20 protein-coding genes are annotated in these 24160 nt (G+C 42.8%); 10 read left to right on the top strand and 10 right to left on the bottom strand.

Annotated elements, in window-relative coordinates; translation table 11 throughout:
* Positions 1 to 55: 55 nt before the first annotated feature.
* The 4 genes from HRT96_RS10965 to HRT96_RS10950 form a co-directional block, all read right to left on the bottom strand.
* Positions 56 to 3286: an efflux RND transporter permease subunit gene (locus tag HRT96_RS10965; RefSeq protein WP_293156245.1), complete on the bottom strand. Its 3231-nt coding sequence runs from the start codon at positions 3284 to 3286 to the stop codon at positions 56 to 58.
* Complete coding sequence (locus tag HRT96_RS10960; RefSeq protein WP_293156243.1) at positions 3286 to 4389, bottom strand: efflux RND transporter periplasmic adaptor subunit; 1104 nt, start codon at positions 4387 to 4389, stop codon at positions 3286 to 3288. The genes HRT96_RS10965 and HRT96_RS10960 overlap by 1 nt, the downstream gene beginning before the upstream one ends.
* Before the next feature lie 264 nt (positions 4390 to 4653).
* Positions 4654 to 4986, bottom strand: a complete 333-nt coding sequence (gene erpA / locus HRT96_RS10955) for an iron-sulfur cluster insertion protein ErpA (protein ID WP_085983555.1) — start codon at positions 4984 to 4986, stop codon at positions 4654 to 4656.
* A gap of 208 nt (positions 4987 to 5194) precedes the next feature.
* The gene (locus tag HRT96_RS10950) at positions 5195 to 5890 is read right to left on the bottom strand and encodes a DUF6776 family protein (protein WP_293156240.1); all 696 of its coding nucleotides are present in this window, start codon (positions 5888 to 5890) and stop codon (positions 5195 to 5197) included.
* Positions 5891 to 6103: 213 nt separating this feature from the next.
* Here HRT96_RS10950 and hemL point away from each other — a divergent pair, with 213 nt between their 5' ends.
* Positions 6104 to 7387 (top strand): glutamate-1-semialdehyde 2,1-aminomutase, encoded by a 1284-nt coding sequence (gene hemL, locus HRT96_RS10945; RefSeq protein WP_293156237.1) that lies wholly within the window; start codon positions 6104 to 6106, stop codon positions 7385 to 7387.
* Positions 7388 to 7771: 384 nt separating this feature from the next.
* On the top strand, positions 7772 to 8446 hold the full coding sequence (locus HRT96_RS10940; protein ID WP_293156234.1) for a TIGR04219 family outer membrane beta-barrel protein: 675 nt from the start codon (positions 7772 to 7774) through the stop codon (positions 8444 to 8446).
* A gap of 119 nt (positions 8447 to 8565) precedes the next feature.
* Here the strand turns inward: HRT96_RS10940 and mrcB are convergent, their stop codons facing one another.
* The gene (gene mrcB, locus HRT96_RS10935; RefSeq protein WP_293156232.1) at positions 8566 to 10797 is read right to left on the bottom strand and encodes a penicillin-binding protein 1B; all 2232 of its coding nucleotides are present in this window, start codon (positions 10795 to 10797) and stop codon (positions 8566 to 8568) included.
* A 128-nt stretch (positions 10798 to 10925) separates the two neighbouring features.
* Entirely contained in the window at positions 10926 to 11414 is a 489-nt protein-coding gene (locus tag HRT96_RS10930) for a GNAT family N-acetyltransferase (RefSeq protein WP_293156229.1), read from the bottom strand.
* Between the two features lie 172 nt (positions 11415 to 11586).
* Here HRT96_RS10930 and arfB point away from each other — a divergent pair, with 172 nt between their 5' ends.
* Entirely contained in the window at positions 11587 to 12000 is a 414-nt protein-coding gene (arfB, locus tag HRT96_RS10925) for an alternative ribosome rescue aminoacyl-tRNA hydrolase ArfB (protein ID WP_006032830.1), read from the top strand.
* Here the strand turns inward: arfB and HRT96_RS10920 are convergent.
* The 4 genes from HRT96_RS10920 to hrpB form a co-directional block, all read right to left on the bottom strand.
* A complete protein-coding gene (locus HRT96_RS10920; protein WP_293156226.1) occupies positions 11990 to 13303 on the bottom strand; it encodes a peptidoglycan DD-metalloendopeptidase family protein in 1314 nt (437 codons plus the stop codon). The genes arfB and HRT96_RS10920 overlap by 11 nt on opposite strands.
* Positions 13304 to 13440: 137 nt before the next feature.
* Entirely contained in the window at positions 13441 to 13731 is a 291-nt protein-coding gene (locus tag HRT96_RS10915) for a DUF1294 domain-containing protein (protein WP_293156223.1), read from the bottom strand.
* A 113-nt stretch (positions 13732 to 13844) separates the two neighbouring features.
* Positions 13845 to 14807, bottom strand: coding sequence for a 23S rRNA (adenine(1618)-N(6))-methyltransferase RlmF (rlmF, locus tag HRT96_RS10910; RefSeq protein WP_293156220.1), 963 nt, complete (start codon positions 14805 to 14807; stop codon positions 13845 to 13847).
* 75 nt (positions 14808 to 14882) lie between these two features.
* Positions 14883 to 17393 (bottom strand): ATP-dependent helicase HrpB, encoded by a 2511-nt coding sequence (hrpB, locus tag HRT96_RS10905; protein ID WP_293156217.1) that lies wholly within the window; start codon positions 17391 to 17393, stop codon positions 14883 to 14885.
* 113 nt (positions 17394 to 17506) lie between these two features.
* Between hrpB and HRT96_RS10900 the strand changes: the two genes are divergently transcribed.
* The 7 genes from HRT96_RS10900 (at position 17507) to panB (ending at position 24141) form a co-directional block, all read left to right on the top strand.
* On the top strand, positions 17507 to 18766 hold the full coding sequence (locus HRT96_RS10900; RefSeq protein WP_293156214.1) for a sugar fermentation stimulation protein: 1260 nt from the start codon (positions 17507 to 17509) through the stop codon (positions 18764 to 18766).
* A 112-nt stretch (positions 18767 to 18878) separates the two neighbouring features.
* Positions 18879 to 19586 (top strand): DNA/RNA nuclease SfsA, encoded by a 708-nt coding sequence (gene sfsA, locus HRT96_RS10895; RefSeq protein ID WP_293156211.1) that lies wholly within the window; start codon positions 18879 to 18881, stop codon positions 19584 to 19586.
* 154 nt (positions 19587 to 19740) lie between these two features.
* Positions 19741 to 20184 (top strand): RNA polymerase-binding protein DksA, encoded by a 444-nt coding sequence (dksA, locus tag HRT96_RS10890; RefSeq protein ID WP_293141949.1) that lies wholly within the window; start codon positions 19741 to 19743, stop codon positions 20182 to 20184.
* 85 nt (positions 20185 to 20269) lie between these two features.
* Positions 20270 to 21148: a tRNA glutamyl-Q(34) synthetase GluQRS gene (gluQRS, locus tag HRT96_RS10885; protein WP_293156208.1), complete on the top strand. Its 879-nt coding sequence runs from the start codon at positions 20270 to 20272 to the stop codon at positions 21146 to 21148.
* Positions 21149 to 21491: 343 nt separating this feature from the next.
* Positions 21492 to 22796, top strand: a complete 1305-nt coding sequence (gene pcnB / locus HRT96_RS10880; protein ID WP_293156205.1) for a polynucleotide adenylyltransferase PcnB — start codon at positions 21492 to 21494, stop codon at positions 22794 to 22796.
* Positions 22789 to 23328 (top strand): 2-amino-4-hydroxy-6-hydroxymethyldihydropteridine diphosphokinase, encoded by a 540-nt coding sequence (gene folK, locus HRT96_RS10875; protein WP_293156202.1) that lies wholly within the window; start codon positions 22789 to 22791, stop codon positions 23326 to 23328. The genes pcnB and folK overlap by 8 nt, the downstream gene beginning before the upstream one ends.
* An 18-nt stretch (positions 23329 to 23346) precedes the next feature.
* Complete coding sequence (gene panB, locus HRT96_RS10870; RefSeq protein WP_293156199.1) at positions 23347 to 24141, top strand: 3-methyl-2-oxobutanoate hydroxymethyltransferase; 795 nt, start codon at positions 23347 to 23349, stop codon at positions 24139 to 24141.
* Positions 24142 to 24160 lie beyond the last annotated feature (19 nt).

The raw sequence follows: 24160 nt of genomic DNA, 5'->3' as shown, positions 1-24160 counted from the left end.
GAGTACCGGTGTTTTATCATTTGCGAATAACCAGACTGAACTGGGAATTCAGTCGTTAATCGAGGTCTATACCCAAGCTAATAGTTTCAGAACGCTGTTTTTCTGAAGAATAAGCGACATGCTGCTCATCATCAAAGTACATCATTGCATCACAGTCAACAGCGTTCACCTTTACCACGGCTTTGCCTTTATTCCAACGTTGACTGATTCGATCGCCCAATACCAACATACAGGGCGTTAATACTAAGGTCAGTACCGTCGCAAAGGTTAATCCACCCGCCACCGCGGTGGCCAATTGTGACCACCACTGTGTTGATGGTGCGCCAAATGTGGTGGTGCGCTCAACAATATCGATATTCATCTGCAATACCATTGGCATCAAGCCTAAGATGGTCGTCACAGTCGTCAGCATCACCGGCCGTAAACGTTGCGCCCCGGTGCGTAATACCGCTTCCACCGCAGTCAGTCCTTCTTGCTTAAGGACATTGTAAGTATCAATTAACACGATATTATTATTCACCACAATACCGGCTAACGAGATCACGCCAATGCCTGACATGACGATACCAAACGGTTCTTGTACTATCATCAAACCGAGGAATACCCCGACCGTAGAGAAGATCACCGCCGTTAAAATCAAAAATGCTTGATAGAAAGAGTTAAACTGCGTCACCAAAATGATCGCCATTACCGCTAATGCAATTAATAGCGCATTTTTCAAAAACTCAGCCGATTCTTTCTGGTTTTCATCTTGACCACGTAAGCGTATTGTCACACGCGGATCCAGCTCTAAACCTTTCATTAATGCCATTAACTTAGGCAGTTGTTCATTTAAGTTATAACCCGGTAATAGATCTGCTTCAATTTTTAACGCTTGGCGACCATCAACTTTACGCACCGAGTCTTTTTTATGCTCTGCGGTCAGGGTTGAAAAAACACTTAATGGAACTTGCCCTGCTGTCGTTTTTAAACGCAAGTCTTCTAGCCGGCTGATATGACGGTATTGCTCAGAGAAACGTACGCGAATATCCATCTCGTCATCAACATCATCAGCGCGATAACCACCAAGACGTAAACCGGTAGTCACAAACTGGACATTATTACCCACTAACAAGGCATCAGCACCGTAACGAGCGGCAATACCGCGATCAACTTTAATCTGCCATTCAATACCCGGTTTTGCGCCATTATCACTGACATTGGTAAAGATGCCCTGCGTCGCCACAAAGTCTCGAATAGTGGCCAGTGCTGGCTCTAATAACTCCGGATATCGCGAGCTTAATTCCAGCTGTAAATCTTTGCCTTGCGGTGGACCACTCTCATCTTTCCGGGCTTCGATTTCGATGCCAGCTAATGTCGATGTTCTCACTAAAATATCAGTAATGATCTCGTCGGCTTTACGGCGTTGCTGCCAATCCACTAAGTTAACTCGCAATGTACCTATCTGTTCGCCATTTTTATTATTCTTACCAGTCCGTGCATACAAGGTTTCAATCTCTGGCATGCCCAGTAATTTGGCTTCGACTTGCTGCATTAACGTGTCTTGCTCGTAGATAGATAAATCACCTTGCGAGCGCACAATAATATTAAAACCGGGCGGTTCTACATTAGGAAAAAACTCCGAACCTTGGCCATAAACGCCGTATGCTTTGATCACGGCAAAAGAAAATAACAGCGCAGCCCCTAAACACCACCAGGGTTTTTTAATCGCGCCGTTAAGCACTTTAATATACCAACCCGTCAGGCCCGGCATTTGAGTGACATCGCCATTTTCTGCCAGTTCTGTTTGTTTCTGCTCTAATGCGGATAGGTTACGGCGACGCCCGATAAGTCCACCTAAGGTTGGCACGAAAATTAATGCCATGACCAAAGAGGCGCTCAGTGTAGTAATTAAGGTTAACGGTAAGAATTTCATGAACTCACCCATCATGCCTGGCCAGAACAATAACGGTGCAAACGCCGCTAATGTGGTGGCCGTAGAGGCAATAATCGGCCAAGCCATACGTTTCGCCGCACGTTCATAAGCTTCTTTATTACTGCGGCCTTCGTTCATTTCACGATCAGCAAACTCGGTCACCACAATCGCACCATCCACCAGCATGCCAACCGCCATAATCAAAGCAAATAGCACAACCGTGTTAATAGTATAACCCCATAAAGCCAGCATCAAAATACCGGCTAAGAATGAACCTGGGATAGCAATACCCACCAGAAATGCGCTACGAGCGCCGAGACTACCGATAATCACGATAACCACCAGTATTACCGCTGACATGACGTTGTTTTGCAGATCGTTGAGCATATCTTTCACATCTTCAGAACTATCGGCAGTAAAATCAACTTTAATCACCCCCTGCCAATAGGCACTTTCTTGATTGACTAAGGCTTTAACCTTATCAACCGTTTCGATGATGTTTTCACCCGGTCGTTTTTTCACTTCCAGTGATACCGCGGCTTGACCATCAATACGGGCAAACGACACGGGATCTTTGTAGGAGCGACGTACTTCAGCCACATCACCAAAGGTAATAACACGCGTGCCGTCGACTTTGACCGGTAAATCAAGTACGTCTTTTAACGATTCAAATACCGACGGTACTTTCACTGGAAAACGGCCTTGACCACTGTCTAGCGTACCCGCTGCAACCAACAAGTTATTACGCGAAATAAGATTATAAATATCACTCTGATCGAGGTTATAGCTTTCCATTAATAATGGGTCGACTAAGATCTCAATCATGTCTTCACGATCGCCACCCACGCTGACTTCCAGTACTTCAGTCAGTGCTTCGATTTTTTGTTTTAAGTCGCGTGATACCGTGATTAATGCGCGTTCTGAAACATCACCCGACAAAATAACCGTCAGCGCGGGTTTCTGCGTTGCCATGCTGATCTCTTTGACCACCGGCTCTTCCGAATCATCCGGTAATTGGGCTTTAGCTAGGCTGACTTTTTCGCGGACACTGGCTAAGGCAATATTACTGTCAATACCGGCATGAAATTCCAGCTGGATTGACGCATGACCTTCACTGGCTGTCGAGACCATTTCTTTGAGACCATCAATACCGCGAAGCTCTTGCTCTAACGGCCGTAATAACGCCCGTTCACCATCTTCTGGGGAAATTCCATGGTGATTAACCGACACATAAATAAACGGGATCGGCACATCCGGTTCCGCTTCTTTGGGAATATTAAGATAAGTCACACTGCCCGAAATTAAAATAAGCAGAAGCAGCATGATAACGGTGCGGCGATGACTTAACGCAGCAGAAATAATACCGTTCATTATTTCGTCCTCGTTAATACGGTATCGACTCTGTCACCCGCGCGAACAAAACCTTGGCCGACAGTGATCACTTCAGGATGCTTACCTAACCCCGTTAACCAAGAACCCTGGGCATCCGCTTTAAGAATATCAATGGGAATAAATACCACATGTTTATCAACGACAGTTTTCACTCCAATAACGCCCTTTTCATCCAAGGCGAGTGTTGATGGTGATAACTTCACCGCCCACTCTTGACGTAATGGTAATGACAGCTCGGCACTGCCACCAGCCGACAAACTTAAATCGGCATTATCAATCGCAACTTCAATACGGAAAGTATTGGTTGCCGCGTTAGCGACCCGAGAAATATAGCGTACTTTACCTTCAATTTCTTCGCCACTGACTAAGCGTACTTTGGCGACTTGTTGCAATTTCACTTTACTAACATCCCGCTCAGTCACATCCGCTTTGATGATCAATGGATTAATATCCGCGATCGTGGCAATCGGATTACCTTTCGCTAAATAGTCGCCAACTTCCACATGGCGTTCATTCAAAATACCGGAAATAGGCGCAATGATGACGGTTTTGTCTAACTGTAGTTTAATGGTGAAGACATTAGTTGATGCATCCGTTAATGCGGTTGCCGCTTCAGCTAACCGGGCTTTACCTTGAAAACCTTGTGCAGCTAGCTTTTTCGCGCCTTCATATTCAATTTCACGTTGTTTATATAAGGTCTTAGCACGTAACAATAACTGCGGCAGGTCGTTTTTTTCCATGCGCACTATGATGTCACCTTTATTAACAAAACTGCCGCGCTTGGCGAGCACTTCCGAAACTCGGCCTGCTATCTCAGCACCGAGGTTGGTTTCACGATCGGCTGCCGTGCGGCCATAAAGAGAAATTGAACGAGCAACTAACTGCGCCTCAAATAGTTCGGTTCGCACTTGTGGAATGGGTTTTTCGACAATGACATTGGCTGTATTGCTGGTCGTGCCATCAGCCTGTTCAGCACGCTCGCCACCGGTGCCACTTGCCATCCATAATACAAATGCGGCGGCGAGCACTGATGCTTGAAATAATGGCTTCTTAACAATAACCTGCGCTGTAAAGTTATTCATTATCATTCCTTTGAACACAATTGAATATCTATAATGCAATATATTTAACCAGAGATAAATGCTCACAATAAAAAAATAAGACGACCAGTCACAAACATTGAAAAATAAGCTATAAGCACTAACTTTTTTATAATCTGAGTTTTATAATCTAAGGCGGGATAACAAAATATGAGGGGAATAACGGCTGTTTACAAAAATAATATAAAATGCCGTACTTAACGACGGTTAAGTACGGATCATCGTAATGTTTAACTAAGCCAGCGCTTAGATTGAGAAGCTTGAACCACAACCACATGTTGTTGTTGCGTTCGGGTTGTTTACCAAGAAGCGTGAACCTTCTAAGCCATCAATGTAATCAACCGTGCCATCAACTAAATATTGTAAACTCATTGAATCAACAACCATAGTCACGCCGTTTTTTTCGATAACAGTATCACCAAAATTAATTTTTTCATCAAAAGTAAAACCATAAGAGAAACCAGAACAACCGCCACCAGTCACATACACGCGTAATTTCAGCGCCAGGTTTTCTTCTTCAGTGATCAATTCTTTCACTCTTGCTGCCGCCGCATCACTAAAATGAATGGGTAATACCATATCATCTGCACTTGCTTCCACAGCAACAGATGTAACAGCTTGTTCAACAACTTCGTTATTGTTAGTCTGAGTTGCACCAACGTCTGTAAATAGTTCCATATCTGATCTCACTTAATCTCGTTTTATACATTCAATTATCTAATACCTGACTAATTCAGTCAACTATCGTTTATCAGCATTCAACGTTAGTAGCACTAAGGGCAGGAAATTACCCAAAGATCGAGTCACTGTTTTGCAATACTGCACTCCAGTCAAAATTCTGTTTTAAGTTGATGCCCGAATTCCAACGATTACCCTTTATCTTACCAATGAAGAGCACCCGTTCCGGCACAAAACCCAGTGGGAATTTTATCGATGCTTCTATCGTTTGGAAATAGCGGAATGAAAACTTGAGTTGTTGCTGTGTGTCATCAACTAACTCATTCCAAGTATACTCTGCAGGTTCTCCTGCTAGGCTACCATAGAAAACTAAATCCGCAGTGGCTTTAATATGACGTTTGTTCTTTTGCACCTGCATTAATACTAACTGCATAAAATAATAGTTTTCACTCACTTCCGGAATGAATGTCAGGCTTTCTAATTTAACACCATTAATGACGTCTTCTGGCGCAATGATACGTTGATAAAAAACCAACTGGCGTTTTAGTTCGGCATTTTCATTAAATAAAATACGCTGCTGCTCAGTTAACTGTTCCACCACTATTTCGCTGGTTTGCAGTTCAGCTTCGATCTGGGCTTTCATTTTAGTCGTTTCTGCTAAACCAGTATTTAACCGTGCAATTTCATCATCTTTCATGACTATTTTTGCTACTGACTCCATGCTTTTCAGGTAATAAAAACCATAACCCAATAATATAGCGAGCGCTAATAATACGATGTAACGTGGTTTAATAATCTTAAACATGTCGGCCTTGTGTCGTGAAGAAGCATAAAAATAAAGCGCTATTTTAACGATTCTGCCGATGAAAACAAAGACAAGTTAGCTGCGAGCCGCTAAAAATGTAAAAAAACTACGTTTACACCACTTAACAGGTATAATAACGCCCTAAAATATTTCTTACTATTTTTTACTATTTCTTATATATGTCGTCTCTGACAGTAGATAAAAGGATTGCAGATGTCTAAATCAAGCCAACTTTTCACGCAAGCTCAAGCAATTATTCCTGGTGGCGTTAACTCACCAGTGCGCGCATTCAATGGCGTGGGTGGTAGCCCACTCTTTATTCAACGTGCCGAAGGCGCGCGTATCTATGATGTAGATGACAATGCCTATATTGATTATGTTGGTTCATGGGGGCCAATGATCTTGGGTCATAACCACCCCGCAATCAAATCTGCAGTACTTGCTGCCGTTGAAAATGGTTTAAGTTTTGGTGCACCGACTGAAATCGAAGTGATCATGGCGCAAAAAGTACAAGCCATGGTGCCATCAATGGACCAGATCCGCATGGTTAGCTCTGGTACAGAAGCAACCATGAGTGCGATCCGTCTGGCGCGTGGTTACACCAATCGTGACAAGATCTTAAAATTTGAAGGTTGCTACCACGGCCATGCTGACTCACTACTGGTTAAAGCGGGTTCTGGTGCATTAACATTAGGTCAGCCAAGCTCTCCCGGTATCCCGGCTGATTTTGCTAAGCTTACACTGACAGCGACGTTCAATGATTTAGCATCAGTTGAAACACTATTTGCTGAATACCCAGAAGATATCTCTTGTATCATTGTCGAACCAGTGGCTGGCAACATGAACTGCATTCCACCACAAGACGGTTTCCTACAAGGTTTACGTAGCATCTGTGATAAATACAATGCGGTACTTATCTTTGATGAAGTAATGACAGGTTTCCGTGTGGCAACGGGTTGTGCACAAGCGCTCTATCAAGTAAAACCAGACCTAACAACATTAGGTAAAGTGATCGGTGGCGGTATGCCAGTTGGCGCGTTTGGCGGTAAACTAGAGATCATGCAACACATTGCCCCAACAGGTCCGGTATACCAAGCAGGTACATTGTCAGGTAACCCAATTGCCATGGCGGCAGGCCTAGCGGCATTAACCGAAATTGACAAACCAGAAGTGGCTGCACAATTAAGTGCCAGCACCAAGCAATTAGCAGAAGGCCTTAAAGCAGCTGCTGCACGCCAAAATATTGCACTAGCAGTAAACTATGTCGGCGGAATGTTTGGTTTCTTCTTTACCGACCAAGCTGAAGTAACTGGTTTTGCTGATGTCTGTAAGTGTGATACCGAACGTTTCAAGAAATTCTTCCACCTTATGTTAGCTGAAGGTGTTTATCTTGCACCGTCTGCATTTGAAGCCGGTTTCTTATCAACTGCACATACCAGTGCCGATATTGAAGCGACAATTGCAGCCGCTGAACGTTGCTTTGCTAAATTAGCGTAACAATTTAAACCCTAAAAGTATGATAGAAGTACCATTTTTATCATTTTGTTAAGCCCTATTATTAGGGCTTTTTTGGGTCTTTTTTTTACCTCGTAAAAGTACCAGTCTAAAATAAGCTTAACTACTTTAGTTAAAATGACATAAATAACCCATTTAGCATGATTATTTAACTGCAAAATGTATAATGACCAGCAAAATTAACCGTATGCGAACGGTTTTATAAAAGTTAACATTAGCGCTAAACTTTTTTCCACTCCGGCCGAAAGCATTAACCGTGAGTTAATAGCATTAGGATTTGATGGATAAATGTCTAATACTTATTAACTAAGGACGCTTGCTGTTACTGTTGCGCGATTAAATTATATAAATGAACATGGACTCATTATGAAAAAACAACTACTTGCACTAACTCTTCTGACTGGTCTTTCAAACAACGTAACGGCTGATATGCTTGGCACCTACTTTGGTGCTGATGTATGGCAATCAGGTGTTGATGGCTCGATGCAAATCGATAGCCACTCTGCTGTTACTAGCTACGAAGATACTTATAACTACCGTATCTACGCTAAATTTGAACACCCAATTCCACTAATTCCCAATGCTGCACTTAGCTTTTCAAATATAGATGTGGAAGGCAAAGGCACGAACCAAAACATTAGTCTGAAAACAGTCGATTTCACGCTGTATTATGAATTCTTAGACAATGACCTGGTATCACTAGATGCAGGTATAACGTGGAGTCAGCTAAACGGTACCTTCCAAGACGGCAGTACTGATGTGTCATTCAAAGGCCCGCTACCTATGGGTTATGCTTATGGTGAAGTTGGCTTACCTATGTTCCCACTTAAAGCCTTTGCGATGGTCAATGCCATAGGTATTACAGGTGATGTATACGGCGATGCTGAAATCGGCCTTGCGTTCATGCTCAACCCTGGTTATGTACTAGATTGGTCTCTCCGCGCAGGTTACCGTATTCAACAACTTGATTTTAAAGTTGATGACGTGAAAGCAGATGCAACCATTGACGGTGTATTCGTTGGTTTAGAAGGTCACTTCTAAATAGAAAATATCATTACATGACGGTATTTATTGTCTGATGAATTAAATCGATAGATAAACGGCGAGCTCTCAAGCTCGCCGTTTTTAGTTGTTGATGTCACCGACGGAATTCAGTTCAGCTAATTTATCGCCAAACTATCGGCACTACGCAATTTCATGTAATCACCAAATACCGTCAATGCCCCGCTCGAACCGGTTAATGTCGAGGTTTTATTATCATCACGTCCCACCCAGACGGTCACTACATCACGATTATCTAAGCCAACAAACCAACTGTCGCGTAGGTTATCGGTCGAACCGGTTTTACCGGCAAAGTTAATACCCGGAAATTGCCAACTTAAACGCCGCGCAGTGCCTTGCTTGGCCACCAATGTCATATTATAAATCGTCAAATCAGTATCTTCACGCGAGAATCGGCGACTACCTTTTAAATTTTGTTGATAAACCAGATCACCTTCTGCATCAACCACGGCCACCAACGCCGTTAACTTATGGTACTCCCCTGCTGTCGCAATCGTTTGATACATTTGTGAAACTTGAAATGGTGACATATTTAGTGCCCCCAATAACATCGATGGATAGTGATTATCGACCTTTTCAACGCCCAGTCGTTTTAAACTATCAATGACATTATCAATGCCAAGTGCCATGCCTAAATTAACCGTTGGCACGTTGAGCGACTGCATCAAGGCTTGATATAACGGCACCTCACCACGGTATTTACGATCATAATTTTTCGGTTGCCAATTATTACCGTACTGATTATTTAACCGTAGCGGTTTATCTTCTAATGGTGAGTTAAGGTCATAACCTTGTTCAAACGCCGTTAAATAAATCGCTGGTTTCACCACAGAGCCAATCGGACGTGAAGCATCAAGCGCCCGGTTAAAGCCGGCATACTGGGTATTACGTCCACCCACAATCGCAATCACACGACCATAATGGCGGTCGGTTACCACCATTGCAGTTTCTAATCCCGAGATGTTACGGGCTTTCTCTAACCGTGGCAGACTTTGTGTAATGGCAGTTTCAGCGGCACGCTGGGCAAGCGGATCTAAACTGGTAAATATTTTTAATCCCGATTGATCATACAAGACATCACCAAACGTGGTTTTTAACTCACGACGTAACAAGGATAAAAACGCGGGTACTTTAGAGATACTCATGTGTCCACGTGGAATAATACCTAACGGTCTCGAGATAGCCGCGCGATATTCAGGGGTGCTGATCTTGCCATTTTTAGACAATAAACGAATGATCATATCACGACGTTCAAGCGCACGTTCAGGATAACGCCAAGGATCATAAAACGACGGTCCTTTGACTACAGCAACCAAAAAGGCCATCTGATCTATGGTTACCTCTGGTACTGGGCGACCAAAATAAAAGTAACTCGCGAGCCCAAAACCATAAACACCGTCACTGTAATTTTGACCTAAATACACTTCATTAAGATAACCACTTAAAACCGCGTCTTTACTTAAACGGTAGTTAATCAATATCGCCATGTAGGCTTCGTTAAACTTACGCCAATAACTGCGCTGACGGGTTAAGAAGAAGTTTTTCACTAATTGCTGGGTTAAGGTACTACCACCTTGTACAGTACGCCCGGCATTCATATTAGCGAATGCAGCGCGAATAATAGCAACCGGTGATACCCCGCTATGATGATAGAAATTACGATCTTCCACCAGCAATAAGGTATCAATTAACAGTTGTGGGTAATTTTGTAATTCAACCAAGATACGGTCTTCTTGATTGGGTGCTTGTAAGGTATCAATTAGCATAGGATCGAGGTTAACAGAATGAAGGTATTTACCGGTTTGCTGATCACGAATGCTGACTAAGCGGTTATCGGCGAAGGTTAAAAATAGCGCTTGATTAGGCTCGGTGCCATCAAGATAGGTAAAGCTGCGGCGAAATAATTCCACTTTGGTCTTAGAGACAGAAAATTGCCCGGCGCTACGCGGTTTTGCTACTTTTAAATAATTGAGTAATACCAGCTCTTCGACCAACTTTTCATGGGGTAAAAACATACCAGGTGTTAACGCTAAACTACGCGCATAAATCTGCGCTGGTGTTTTCCAAATAGGACCAGAGAATCGTGCTTGAATTTTACTGTCTAAATACATGCCGTAAAGAATAAAGATAGCCGAAAAAGCCAGACTAAATTTAAGGAGGAAAATGATGATACTGCGAGTCCAAGTACGATCTTTTGCTTTTTTAGTCTTTTTCTTGGCTGTTTTTCTGACTGGGGATTTTGTTGTGGTTTTCTTTGCTGCTGTTCTTGCAGCGGATTTTCGTTTCGTGACAGTCTTTTTTGTGTCATCACTTACGGGACGTTTAGCCAAAGGAAAGGGTCCTAGAAATTGCAGCAAATACGGTCAAATATGATCAAGTACGATCTCATAAAACGACGTAATAAAGAATGCCTAGTTTACCCTGTTCACACCCCACAACTCAACTAGTGCAAGGTGATTTAAACGACCTTTACCATATATAATTCATTTTCCGTCAGCTCGCCAATCATCCCTGCTGGCTTTGCAATTTGTTGCTTAAATCCAGCGTGTTTATAAAAGACTATCGCGTTTTCATTGTCTATCATGACGGTTAATTCTAGCTGTTGTAATTTATGCAGCCGAGCCCACGCTTCAACGTGTAACAATAATTGCTGACCAAGCCCCTTACCGATACTCGCTTGCACAATACCAATAACCAAAGACGCAGTATGACTATCACCACTGATATAACCTGCTATACCAATCGCAAAACCAAGCAGCTTATGGCCGTCCTGCTCTATCACATACAGCACCTGGGTTGCTGAATTGATAAATAAGGCCAGATGCTCACTGAGTTCAGTCGCACTGTTGTTATCCCCCATGGCCATAAACGGCGTTTCGTTATCGAGTTGGGAAAGTAACGCAGATAAGGCTTTAGCATCCGCTTCTTTGACTGGCCTAATTATCACTATCAATATTCTCTAATCGCATAAAAGATAACACCCCCTGACAATTGAAAATTAACAATCGCATCAAACAAGAGTACCATAGGCGCATCGCAAACCAGACGCTAGGTTACGCACAACTAACACAACGTCGGTCTGCTTAATATCGCACAGTAATATAACACCAAGGTTCATAATGGTTTTCATCTCTAGCAATGTATCAATTCCCGATTCAGAAATTGATATCCAGGCTATCCGCGCACAAGGTGCCGGTGGTCAAAACGTCAATAAAGTATCAACCGCGATCCATCTGCGTTTTGATATAAAAGCCTCGTCATTACCTGAGTTTTATAAAGAAAGGTTGTTGGCGTTAAATGATCATCGCATCACCAAAGATGGCGTCATTATCATTAAAAGTCAGGAGTCGCGTAGTCAAGATTTTAACAAGCAGGTGGCGTTTGAACGCTTAATTGAACTGATTAAGCAGGCGACAGTGATCCAAAAGGCACGTCGTGCTACCAAGCCGAGTCGTAATGCCAAAAAGAAACGTATGGACACCAAAACTCAGCGTGGTAAAACCAAAAATATGCGTGGTAAAGTTAGCTTTTAACTTGTTCCCAAGCCGCATGGTAATTATTTAACGCCAGTTTAAATGCCGCTTGCTGGCGCTTATCAATTGCTGACGCAATAGGAATATCTGCCGTCATGGCATTCACCGCACGACCGCGCATATGTAGTTCGTAATGCAGATGTGGTCCGGTAATACGACCACTATTTCCCGATAATGCAATTTTTTGTCCGCGTTTAACCCGCTGGCCTTTTCTCACTAACGCCTTGCTCAGGTGCAAGAAACGAGTACGGTAGGTTTGACCGTTTGAGATCTCGATATATAAACCAGCATACTTATGATTAAGCACACGAGATACCACACCATCGCCGGTAGCGAAAACAGGTGTACCAATCGGCGTCGCAAAATCGGTGCCATTATGCGGGCGTAACAACCCGGTAACTGGGTGTAAACGCTTTGGATTGAAGCTTGATGATATACGGTATTTACTGCTAACTGGACGACGCACAAAAGCACGTTCAATGCTTAAACCAGCTTCGTCATAATAAGCACCTTCATACAAATAGGCACTAATATTACGGCTACGATTATTAATACTCACCGCATCAATACGGTTTTCGCCCGTCAGTTGGTCACCTATATATTGACGAGATACCAATACTTTAAACGTATCACCAATACGGAAATCACGGCTAAAATTAATTTTATCTTTTAATAAACTGGCAATAAATTGCGCTTCAAATAACGATAATCCCGCTTTTTTTGCAGACCCTGAAAAACTGTACTCAATCTGGCCAATGTAGCTGTGCTCGCGCCATTCACCATCAACATTTACCTGTTCAAATTCAAAACCACTATCACCTTGGCGTTTATAAATTACTTGCTGCGCTAAGCTTATTTGTAATTCCAAACGCGTTAATTCTCCTTCAAACTCAGTGAAGATTAACATTTGTCCCGGTTTAATACTGTCTAATGCCAGCACGTTTAAATCCACTTCCAAAATTTGATATAGACTCTTTTGGCTTAGATCCAATTGCTCAAAAATAGCCCCTAAGGTGTCACCCTTTTGGATCACATAGTTAATTATTTTGGGATAAGACTTGGCCAATTCGACAGCGATTGATGCCACTGCTGATTCGGTAACCATCGAGTTCGTCGCACTTGCTTCATCAGGCGATACTGGTTCATCGATAAGCGCTATTGTCGTAATCGGCGCAGCCTTTATCACAGAACTGGTCTCGACTTTATCGCTCAGCGGTAATAGCGCGACAATACCAAGCAATACGCTGGTTAATAGCACCCACACCAGCACTAATTGTAATTTATTGTTCTTAATTGACGACATTTAATGAATACCCAGTCTTCGTTTAAAATAGCAGTAATTAGCATAATAAGGCCGAAATGGTATAACACAACAAAACAAAGGCATAGTATAGATAACGTAAATATGTGTAAATCAGGCGAAAATTTTAATATCTAAAACTAGCCAACAACCACATAACTCGGATCAATTTGAAAAATTCCGAATACAATTAATACATTACCAACAACCGTTAACCAAAAAATACGTTTGAAGCTGATTTTACTTTTTTTATGAGAAAAGAGTTTTTGTCCGATGAGCGCACCAGGCCAACCACCTAACAGCGCCAACAAGTGCAATGTACGCTCTGGTGTACGCCATGCCTGTCGTTTAGCCGCCCATTTATCTTTTCCATATACCAGCAATGTAATAATGCTCAATACTAAATAACTGTAACCTAACCATACCAACATACGATCTTCCTCTGAATTTAAAGCATCCCAGATATAAAAATGGCAAGCGCGATGCTTGCCGTTTTAATTTACCTAAATATAACGCCGACTACCAGTCTGTTTTACCAGTACCCTTACCCATGTTTCGACCAATTATCGACAGCCCATTGTTGTTGCTCGTCAGTATCCATAAAGCTCCACGCTAATATACGACTGACTTTCTGACCTTGTGACATCGGGATCACACGGATTTGTTTTACGCCAAGTCCTTGTAAATACTGTTCAAGCTCTTCGATATGCTCACCCTTTGAGATAAGACTAGTGAACCAACATACTTGCGCAGTGAAATCTTTACTTTCTTTCGCCATGTCTTTGACAAAGCGTAGTTCGCCACCTTCACACCAAAGTTCAGAATGCTGTCCACCAAAGTTCAACTTAGTGGTATCGGTTGGCGCTGCTTTACCTTTGTGTAAATTTTTAATCTTACGCTCAGTGCCTGCTGCGGCATCCGCCATCGATGCATGGAACGGAGGATTACAAATCGTCACCGCATATTTGTCGTTATATTTAATTACACCTTTAAAGGTACTGCCTGGCGTTTTTTTCAATACAATCTTAATCGCTTTGCTTAAGCTCGGGTTTGCTTGCACGATCACATTCGCTGTTTTTGCAGCAACTTTATCTACATCGGTACCCACAAAACCCCAGCCATAGCTGCGATGACCAAGAATAGGATAAATACAGTTGGCACCGGTACCAATGTCTAACGCTTTAACACGCTTACCAGTTGGTACTTCGCCATTATTCATTTCTGCCAATAAGTCGGCAATATAATGAATGTAATCAGCACGTCCTGGGATTGGTGGACATAAATAACCGGTCGGGATCTGCCAATTTGGTACTTGGTAAAAATGGGCTAATAATGCACTATTCAAGCAAATGACGGCTTTATCATCACTAAAATCGACCGTTTCTTCTCCACTAGGATTTTGCGTTATAAACGCTTTTAACGCTGGGTATGTTTTAACTAAGGCAGTTAAATCATAACGTCCCTGATGTGGATTACGGGGATGCAATGTAGCGATTTTTTTAGTCATGATAAATCTTCTTTTATGTGTCTGAAACGAACTCTGCGGGATAATAGCAGATTCCGATTAATTATGGCTGCTTTCCTACATATGTTTTTTAACCCGTCGAGTGGGCATCGCCTCAAGTGGATTATCTGGCCAATAATGCTTTGGATAGCGACCTTTCATTTCTTTTTTAACCTCGGCATAACTGCCATTCCAAAAACCCAATAAATCTTGGGTTATCTGTAGCGGACGTTGAGCCGGCGACAGTAGTTCAATCACAATCGGCACGCGACCATTGGCAACCGCGGGTTTATTGGCTTGACCAAACATCTCTTGAATACGCACAGGTAAACTTGGCGCGCTGTTATCGTTATAGCGTAATTTAATTTTTGAGCCTGTTGGCACGGTAAAATGGGTGGGTAATTCTTTATCCAAACGTTGCTGCAGCGACCACGCTAATCGCGATAATAACGCCTCTGTTAACGGGATCTTTTTCATCTGTACAGGCCCTGTTACCCCCGTTAAGTAGGGTAATAGCCAATTTTCTAAATCACCAATCAAAGCATCATCACTATAATCAACAAAGCCCAATTCAGGTAGCCATTGATGCGCGCAACGTAAACGTGTGAGTAAGGCTTTATTTTGCTCATTCCACGGCAATACCGACAAACCCGCTTTGCGAATACCGGCCAGTACAGCAGTTTGCTTTTGCGCAGGCGTGATATCGGTTAATACTTTACGTGATAATACTAACTTGCCTAAACATTGGCGCTGCTCAGCAATCAATTTCTGGGCTTTTAAATCCCATTGTACAAATGCCTGCTGGCTAAACAGTTGCGGTAACCAAGTTTGTAATTCCACGAGATCGAGGGCACAGGCGTTATACACCATGGCATCGGCACCTTGTTCGGTTAAGGATAAATCAGCAACAACCAATAACTCGGCACTGGTTAAACTGGCGTCGTTCATCAATTTAACCCCAAGTCCATTGCTTAACATATACAACACATCTTGGCCGTGGCCAGCTTGCCCCCGCCCAGTATTGTCTCGACGTTGGGCGATGCGGTCTGGATACGCTAACGCTAATAACAACCCGGTATAGGCGTTAGTATCTCTGTGGTGGCTGCTTTTTTTAACGAAGCTAAAGCGCTGCGCCCATTGCTGTGCTTGACGTTTGGCTTGATTAAATTGCCCCGATGCCATTTGTTGCAATGCAAAGTCCAAATCAAGCGGTAAGCGTTCACTACCTTCAAGCAATGCGATTAATCGACAGGCTAACCAACTAATACCCGGCAATTCATCTTCCCATGCTTGCGCCGTTAATAACATATGCGCTAACCGTGGGGACATACCAAATGCAGCCAATGCTTGGCCATGCTTACTGCAATTCCCTGACTCTAACGCCCCTAAATCAGTTAACAAGCCTTCGGCGTAATCAACATTTGCCACTGAAGGTTGATCCAATAACGCCAATTCAGCAAAGCTGTTAACCCCCCACACCTTTAGCTCCAAACAAGTTGAAGTTAAATCCGCGGCGAGAATTTCTGGTTCTATTTGTGGCTCTAAGCGGCTGTGATCTTCTTCGCGCCATAAACGATAACAATGCCCGATTTGTAATCGCCCTGCTCGTCCGGCTCTCTGTGTTGCCGATGCTTGGCTAATACGCTTTGTTTGTAAGCGGCTGACACCAGAACGTGGCGAGAAGCTGACTTTGCGCTCAAGACCAGAATCAATCACCACCGAAATACCTTCAATGGTTAATGAGGTTTCGGCTATATTGGTCGCCAATACAATCTTGCGTTGCCCTGCGGCGATAGGGTTAATCGCCGCCTGTTGTTGCTGCTGAGTCAGTTGCCCATATAAAGGTAAAACATGCAGACGCTCATTCACCAATTCCTGCAACTGTTGCTGACAACGTTTAATTTCACTCACCCCTGGCAAAAATACCAGAATATTACCGCCCTGCTGCTGCAATGCTAATTTAACCGTTGCGACGATTGATCCGGATAACGCTTGCTTGATGGTACTGCGCTGTAAATTCATCGGGTGGTAACTATAAGAAACAGGGAAACAGCGTCCTTCCGCGGTAATTAATTGTGCATCAGGCAACATTTTCTGTAGCCCTTCGCTGTCGAGTGTTGCTGACATCACTAATAATTTTAAATCATCACGTAAGCCTTGTTGCACTTCCAACGCAAACGCCAAGCCGATATCCGCATTTAATGAACGTTCATGAAACTCATCAAAGATAATCAAATCATAATCGCTTAGTTCCGGATCTTGCTGGATCATCCGCGTTAAGATCCCTTCCGTTACCACTTCCAATCGCGTAGATGTCGATACTTTGGTATCGCCACGCATACGATAACCCACGTCCTCCCCGACCTTTTGTTGTAACTGCGACGCCATAAACGTGGCAATATTCCGCGCGGCAAGACGGCGCGGTTCTAACATCAGAATACGGCCACTAAAGATCTTCTCTTGCAGTAGTTTTAACGGTAATAACGTTGACTTACCGGCACCCGGAGGCGCTTGCAGAATAACTTGATTCGATGATTTTAAGGCCGTAAATAGAGTTGGTAATACGGAAGTGATCGGTAACGCTGCCACAAAGGCCTCTCAGGATAGAATGAATTAATCAGTAATAGGATGATTTTACCCTAAAAACACCAATCATTAAATTTAAGTCTATTATTTATAAGGAATAGCAAAAGGAACTTACTATGCGTTTATCTCTGTCTATTTTTTTACCTTTATTAGTGATACTCAGTTATAGCGGTAGTGCTATTGCTCACGTGGGCTTTTGGTCAAAAACCTACACGATTACCCACCAACTTACTAATGGTGAAAGCATTGTTAGTGCCAAACAAATTATGCAAGAAAAAGCCCATATCAAAGCCAGCTTTGATGTGCGTAATTATAAATTAATGAACAAACCAGTTGATCTCACCAACTACAAACACTATGTGCCGATTATTCAAGCCGCTTACATTAATATCACCCCACAAAACAAACCACAGATAGTCAAAGATAAGGACGTATATAAAGGTCAGGTATTTGTGGTGCAGCAAATACGGGCAACATTTGATGAACATTACATTGGCAGGAGTATGGCGATATTACGTAACAACGTCAGCATAGAAAAAAGTCTGATCACACTGGATAACGAATTCGATAATCATTTAAAAAATTTAGGCGAGATAAAATTAGCCATTGCCGAACAACAGATCACAACTCAGCAAAGCGCCAGATTAATACGCCAACAAGATCATGAAGTTATGCGGCTGACGTCGGTGCTGGATGATGTAAAACGGTTATTTTCAGCGCATGCCCGCAGTCCGAAGTTCAACCTAGCGCAGTTATTAAAAGTACGCGACAGCATTGATACCGAAGTCATCGAACCCATCCTCAATACCAAAGTACAAACCCGTATTACCGCGGTTGAAGAACTCAGTAATGGTAATGTCAAAGTGCAAGTACAAGTGGGCTGGAAACTGCCACTACATCATATGCAGATATTACATAAATATACCCGTTCAGCAGATGTAACCGCACCTGGGGGCAGTTCTACCTACTTAAAACTATCGCGTTTTTATAACGAGAAAGAACGCGCCCCATCGGCATTATCTGCCAATATCTATCATTACCTTGCTAGCCAAAAAATATACTTCGATATTTCTATCGGTAGCCAACATCAACAATTAGGCGTGTTATATCCAAACGGTGGCGATATAATGAATAATTGTAATAACCCACTGGCGCGGGATGCCGCCAGCCCAGATAAAACCTCAGTATGTATCGTCGAGCAAGTATTTAACGACCAACAGATTTTGTCGCAACCCAATATCGCCAACCCACTCACGTTCACCCTTAATGCTAATGAGATTGATGGTCAGCTTAGCGTTAACGTAAAACAAATATGGCAAAAAGCGGATGTTGAAGAAGATAAACAATGGCGACGGGATCTGTCTCAATTCAATTAATTTCCTTACTACTACAAACGTAATTATGGTGTTGTAACATCGTGCTTGCGTATAGCTTTATCTGCAAAAAATTATTATGCTCTACGCTGGTTTTCTATTATTGAGCATTATTATGCAGTATCCGAGTCCATTACAGCCCGCCACGTTAATAAAACGCTACAAACGATTTTTAACCGATGTCATTCTTGAGAATGGTGAAAAAGTAACAATCCATTGTGCCAATACCGGGGCAATGACCGGCTGTGGCGATCCTGGTGATACCATTTGGTACTCGACATCGGATAACCCCAAGCGGAAATATTCACGCTCTTGGGAACTCACCGAAAAAGCCAATGGTGATATGATCTGTATTAATACCATGAGGGCCAATCAACTGGCTAAAGAAGCCATAACATCAGCGGCAATAGCACAACTCACTGGTTATGAACATCTAACCACCGAAGTAAAGTACGGCGATGAAAATAGCCGGATTGATATTTTGCTCGATGATCCAAAACTCGGTAAATGTTATATCGAAGTAAAGAGTGCCAGTTTATTAGAAAATGACTGTGGTTATTTTCCTGATACTGTCAGTGTTCGCGGGCAAAAGCATCTTAGAGAGCTGATGGCTGTAAAGAAAAGCGGACACCGAGCGGTATTATTATTTGTCGTTCAACACACCGGAATTAAGACCCTAAAACCTGCGAAACACTTAGATAGAGACTATAGTGATCTTGTTAAGCAGGCCATTAACCAAGGAGTTGAAGTATTCGCATACGCGAGTACAATAGAAACAGACAAAATTTCACTGGTAGAACAAATTTCATTCAATTGTGACTAAAGTCACATCAAAAGTAACCCGAAAGAGGGTGTAATTGAACAATTTACCAGTTTAGTTTGCGCAGTTTGTGTGTTTCTGGTATTTATACCGCCCATAAATATTGCTTAGCAGTGCTCAGTAATATTGTGGCGTAATGCGGACTAGGAGAGATAGCATGCCTGAAGCGAAAAAATTACTCGGTGTTTTAGCCATCGCAGGTGTAGAAGCTTACCAAGAACAATCTGGTGAAGAATACATGGGCGAGAAGCAACGCAATCACTTCAAAAAGATTTTAAGTGCTTGGCGTAATGAACTACGTGAAGAAGTTGATCGCACAGTGGTTCATATGAAGGATGAAGCGTCAAACTTCCCAGATCCAGTGGATCGAGCAGCCCAGGAAGAAGAATTTAGCTTAGAACTTCGCGCTCGTGATCGTGAAAGAAAACTGATCAAGAAAATCGAAAAAACACTTCAAGCAATTGAAAATGATGACTTCGGTTTTTGCAACACATGCGGTATCGAAATAGGTATCCGCCGTCTAGAAGCACGACCGACTGCAGAACAATGTATTGACTGTAAAACGCTTTCTGAAATTAAAGAAAAGCAAATGGTTGGCTAATCAGTTTCTACTGACATGATTTTATTGAGGGCTTATTAGCCCTCTTTCTATTTGTAGCCTTTTTTTATTTAAAGAACTCTATATTATGTCCAATAGCTATGTAGGACGCTTTGCGCCCTCACCTTCAGGACCATTACATTTTGGCTCCCTGATTGCTGCTGTTGGCAGCTACTTACAAGCAAAAGCCAACCAAGGTACTTGGTTAGTGCGTATTGAAGATCTTGACCCTCCACGCGAAGTCGCTGGTGCGGCAGCCAATATTTTAACCACTCTCGAAGCCTTTGGCTTACATTGGGATGGTGAGGTTATCTATCAAAGCCAACGCAGCGCCGCTTATAACGACGCCATTGCTCAACTTAGCCAACAACATCTTACCTATTTCTGCAACTGCACCCGTAAACAGATCCACGCTCAGGGCGCTTTTTATCAAGGCCAATGTAAGCACAAACATCTAACCGCTGATAACGCCGCGTTACGGGTAACGACAACAGCACCGGTTAATTATTTTATCGACGAACTGCACGGTAAAATTGATATTAATAAAGAACTGGCCGCCGAAGACTTTATCATTCATCGTAAAGATGGCCTATTTGCTTATAATCTTGCCGTCGTGGTTGATGATATTTACCAAGGGATCACCCAGGTTGTGAGAGGCGCAGACCTCATTGAACCGACGGGTAGACAATTATACTTGTTTACTCAATTTGCACAGTCCGCACCGTCATATTTGCATTTACCTTTGGCCTGCAATGCCGATGGCTCAAAATTAAGTAAACAGAATCACGCACCCGCTTTAAATCGAAGTCAGGCTAAGATGGGATTAATTGATGCGTTTAGATTTTTAGCCTTACCAGCTGATAACGAACTTCAAGATCTCTCTATCCCTCAGCTAGTAGAATGGGGAACAGAACATTGGTCCGTCAAAAACCTACCCAGACAGAAATCAATCGTATTAGGCCAATAAGGCAAGATTAATACTAAATTTCGTCAACAATCTTTGTCATTTTATCAACGCAGCGCTATTATATGGCGGCATAAATAATTCAACCTATTTTAATATTAATTCGAGGTGTACCATTTTCACTCAAATCACTAGATTCTGTAAAAATATACTGAGCAGAAAGCAGATAGATCAAGCACCAGATGGGCAAGAAACTACTTCTGAGACAGCGTCAAAGACACGCAAAGATCGTGATGCTGCGAGTAAAAAAGCACTACACGAGACCGGTTCGAATAAAACTTCGGTTGCAGTACCTGCGTCAGTTGAGCTACAAAACACACAGAATTTAGGATTAAATGAACTGAAATTGGAAAAGGGTCAACACCCGGTCAACCATAATCTAATTAGTGAAAACGCCCTAAAAGTACTCTACCGTTTACATAAATCAGGCTATCAGGCTTATCTTGTTGGTGGTGGTGTACGTGATATCTTTATTGGTCAAGAGCCAAAAGATTTTGATATTGCGACCAATGCTGAACCAGAGCAAATCAAAAAACTATTCCACAACTGTCGCTTAGTTGGCCGCCGTTTCCGTCTTGCTCACATCCTATTTGGCCGTGACATGATCGAAGTTGCCACCTTCCGTGGTCATCACGTTGAAGAAAAAGAACAAAATCAACAAACATCAAAGCAGTCTGATGGTGGCATGTTGTTACGTGATAACGTCTACGGCACCATCAGTGAAGATGCAGAACGTCGTGACTTTACCGTTAATGCACTTTACTACAACATTGCCGACCGTGCTGTTTATGACTTTGCTGGCGGCCTTGCCGATTTACAAAGTAAACAACTACGTTTAATTGGTGATCCAGAGACACGTTACCGTGAAGATCCGGTACGTATGTTACGTGCAGTGCGTTTTTCCGCTAAATTAGACATGCAAATCAGCCCCGATGCAAAAGCACCCATCAAACAGTTAGCCAGCTTGCTCCAAAGTATTCCTGCCGCCCGCTTATTTGAAGAAACATTAAAACTATTCTTAAATGGTCACGGTTTAGCGACATACAAACTGATGAAAGAGCATGGTTTATTCCAGCCATTGTTCCCACTAGTTAGCAAATATCAAAATGAAGACGGTTCAAGTAACTGTGATAAATTCATCGAAATTGCACTAGAGAATACCGACAGCCGTATTAATGCCGGTAAGCGTGTGACGCCCGCTTATTTGTATGCTGCAATGTTATGGTATCCACTAGAAGCGCTCGCTGAAGAACGTGTAATAGACAGCGGTCTTAACTACAGTGATGCCTTGTTATTAGCAATGAATGACGCGCTAGACTCACAAACTAAGAGCATTGCGATCCCACGCCGCTTTACCTCAACAATCCGTGATATCTGGCATTTACAAGGCCGCTTACCACGTCGCCAAGGTAAACGCGCAGAAAAAGCCTTCGAACACTTAAAATTCCGTGCCGGTTTTGATTTCTTAGAAATGCGCGCAGAGATCCAAGGTGGTGACTTAGTCGAAGTAACGCAATGGTGGCGCGATTACCAAACTGAAAATGCGACTGGCCGTCAGAATTTAATTAAAGAATTGAATGCACCAGCGGGTAAAAAAACACGTCCACGCCGCGCTAAAAAGAAAAAGCCAGCAAGCGACAGCGATGCTTAATAGTATGTCATCTCTAAAAGAACATGCTATTAACGAACAAGGTTATACCCGTTGTTATATCGCGATCGGCAGTAATCTTACCGATCCGGTAGCGCAAGCCAAAGCAGCCATTACAGCGCTAGAGACATTAACGGCAAGTCGTTTTATTGGCGTTTCATCCCTGTATGCAAGTAAGCCAATGGGGCCACAAGAGCAACCTGATTATATTAATGCGGTTGCCTGTGTCGATACCCGTTTAGCACCCATTGAATTACTCGATGCGCTACAGCAGATTGAAAATGAACAAGGCCGTGTGCGTAAAGAACATTGGGGGGCAAGAACCCTCGATTTAGATATCTTACTGGTCGGTAATGAAATAATGAGTACACCACGCTTAACCGTGCCACATTACGGCATGAAAGAGCGTGAATTTGTACTTTATCCATTAGCAGAAATAGCACCACAATTGCAGTTACCTTGTGGTCAAGCATTGTCAGCATTACTTAAGGACTGTCCTCGTAATGACTTAGCTATTTATCAAAACACAGAGTAATGTGAAGAAGGATTTCCAATGAGCAAAGTTACCGTATCTAAACTGCTTAAGATGAAAGAAGCAGGACAAAAATTTGCCAGTATTACCGCGTATGATGCGAGTTTTGCCGCATTATTTGATGAAGTTGGCATGCCTGTATTATTAGTCGGCGACTCGATGGGCATGGTATTACAAGGCCATAATGATACGTTACCTGTCACAGTAACAGATATTGCTTATCATACCCGTTGTGTGCGTGCAGGGGCGACAAATTCACTGGTTATCGCGGATATGCCCTTCATGAGTTATGCCACTAAAGAGCAGACCTTAACTAATGCGACAACCCTGATGCAAGCCGGTGCCAATATGGTTAAAGTTGAAGGTGGCGAATGGTTAGTAGAAAGTGTGGCAGCATTAACTGAACGTGGCATTCCAGTATGTGGTCACCTTGGTTTAACACCGCAGTCGGTACACGTCTTTGGCGGTTTTAAAATACAAGGCCGCGCACAAGATAAAGCCGATGAAATGGTCGAGCATGCGCTGTTATTACAGGCCGCTGGTATCCAACTGTTAGTGGTAGAATGTATCCCAGCACCACTGGCAAAACGTATCACCGAAGCCTTAACGATCCCAGTGATTGGTATTGGTGCTGGCCGTGATACTGATGGTCAAATCTTAGTGATGCATGATGCGTTTGGTATTTCAAAAGGCTTTGTACCGAAATTTTCAAAGAATTTCTTAGCCGAAACCGGTGATATGCGCAAAGCAATTAACGCTTATATCGATGAAGTTGCTGCACTCACCTTCCCAGCCGATGAGCACATGTTCTCATAACATACCCGACCAATTTTAT

Origin of the sequence: Moritella sp. (assembly GCF_013215705.1) — a bacterium.
Classification (GTDB): Bacteria; Pseudomonadota; Gammaproteobacteria; order Enterobacterales; family Moritellaceae; genus Moritella.
This window is presented reverse-complemented; position numbering and strand designations above follow the sequence as displayed.

Coding starts and splice junctions, on each gene's coding strand:
- HRT96_RS10965 (WP_293156245.1), bottom strand. CDS start 3,286: ATGAACGGTATTATTTCTGCTGCGTTAAGTCATCGCCGCACCGTTATC.
- HRT96_RS10960 (WP_293156243.1), bottom strand. CDS start 4,389: ATGAATAACTTTACAGCGCAGGTTATTGTTAAGAAGCCATTATTTCAA.
- erpA (WP_085983555.1), bottom strand. CDS start 4,986: ATGGTATTACCCATTCATTTTAGTGATGCGGCGGCAGCAAGAGTGAAA.
- HRT96_RS10950 (WP_293156240.1), bottom strand. CDS start 5,890: ATGTTTAAGATTATTAAACCACGTTACATCGTATTATTAGCGCTCGCT.
- hemL (WP_293156237.1), top strand. CDS start 6,104: ATGTCTAAATCAAGCCAACTTTTCACGCAAGCTCAAGCAATTATTCCT.
- HRT96_RS10940 (WP_293156234.1), top strand. CDS start 7,772: ATGAAAAAACAACTACTTGCACTAACTCTTCTGACTGGTCTTTCAAAC.
- arfB (WP_006032830.1), top strand. CDS start 11,587: ATGGTTTTCATCTCTAGCAATGTATCAATTCCCGATTCAGAAATTGAT.
- HRT96_RS10920 (WP_293156226.1), bottom strand. CDS start 13,303: ATGTCGTCAATTAAGAACAATAAATTACAATTAGTGCTGGTGTGGGTG.
- HRT96_RS10915 (WP_293156223.1), bottom strand. CDS start 13,731: ATGTTGGTATGGTTAGGTTACAGTTATTTAGTATTGAGCATTATTACA.
- rlmF (WP_293156220.1), bottom strand. CDS start 14,807: ATGACTAAAAAAATCGCTACATTGCATCCCCGTAATCCACATCAGGGA.
- HRT96_RS10900 (WP_293156214.1), top strand. CDS start 17,507: ATGCGTTTATCTCTGTCTATTTTTTTACCTTTATTAGTGATACTCAGT.
- sfsA (WP_293156211.1), top strand. CDS start 18,879: ATGCAGTATCCGAGTCCATTACAGCCCGCCACGTTAATAAAACGCTAC.
- dksA (WP_293141949.1), top strand. CDS start 19,741: ATGCCTGAAGCGAAAAAATTACTCGGTGTTTTAGCCATCGCAGGTGTA.
- gluQRS (WP_293156208.1), top strand. CDS start 20,270: ATGTCCAATAGCTATGTAGGACGCTTTGCGCCCTCACCTTCAGGACCA.
- folK (WP_293156202.1), top strand. CDS start 22,789: ATGCTTAATAGTATGTCATCTCTAAAAGAACATGCTATTAACGAACAA.
- panB (WP_293156199.1), top strand. CDS start 23,347: ATGAGCAAAGTTACCGTATCTAAACTGCTTAAGATGAAAGAAGCAGGA.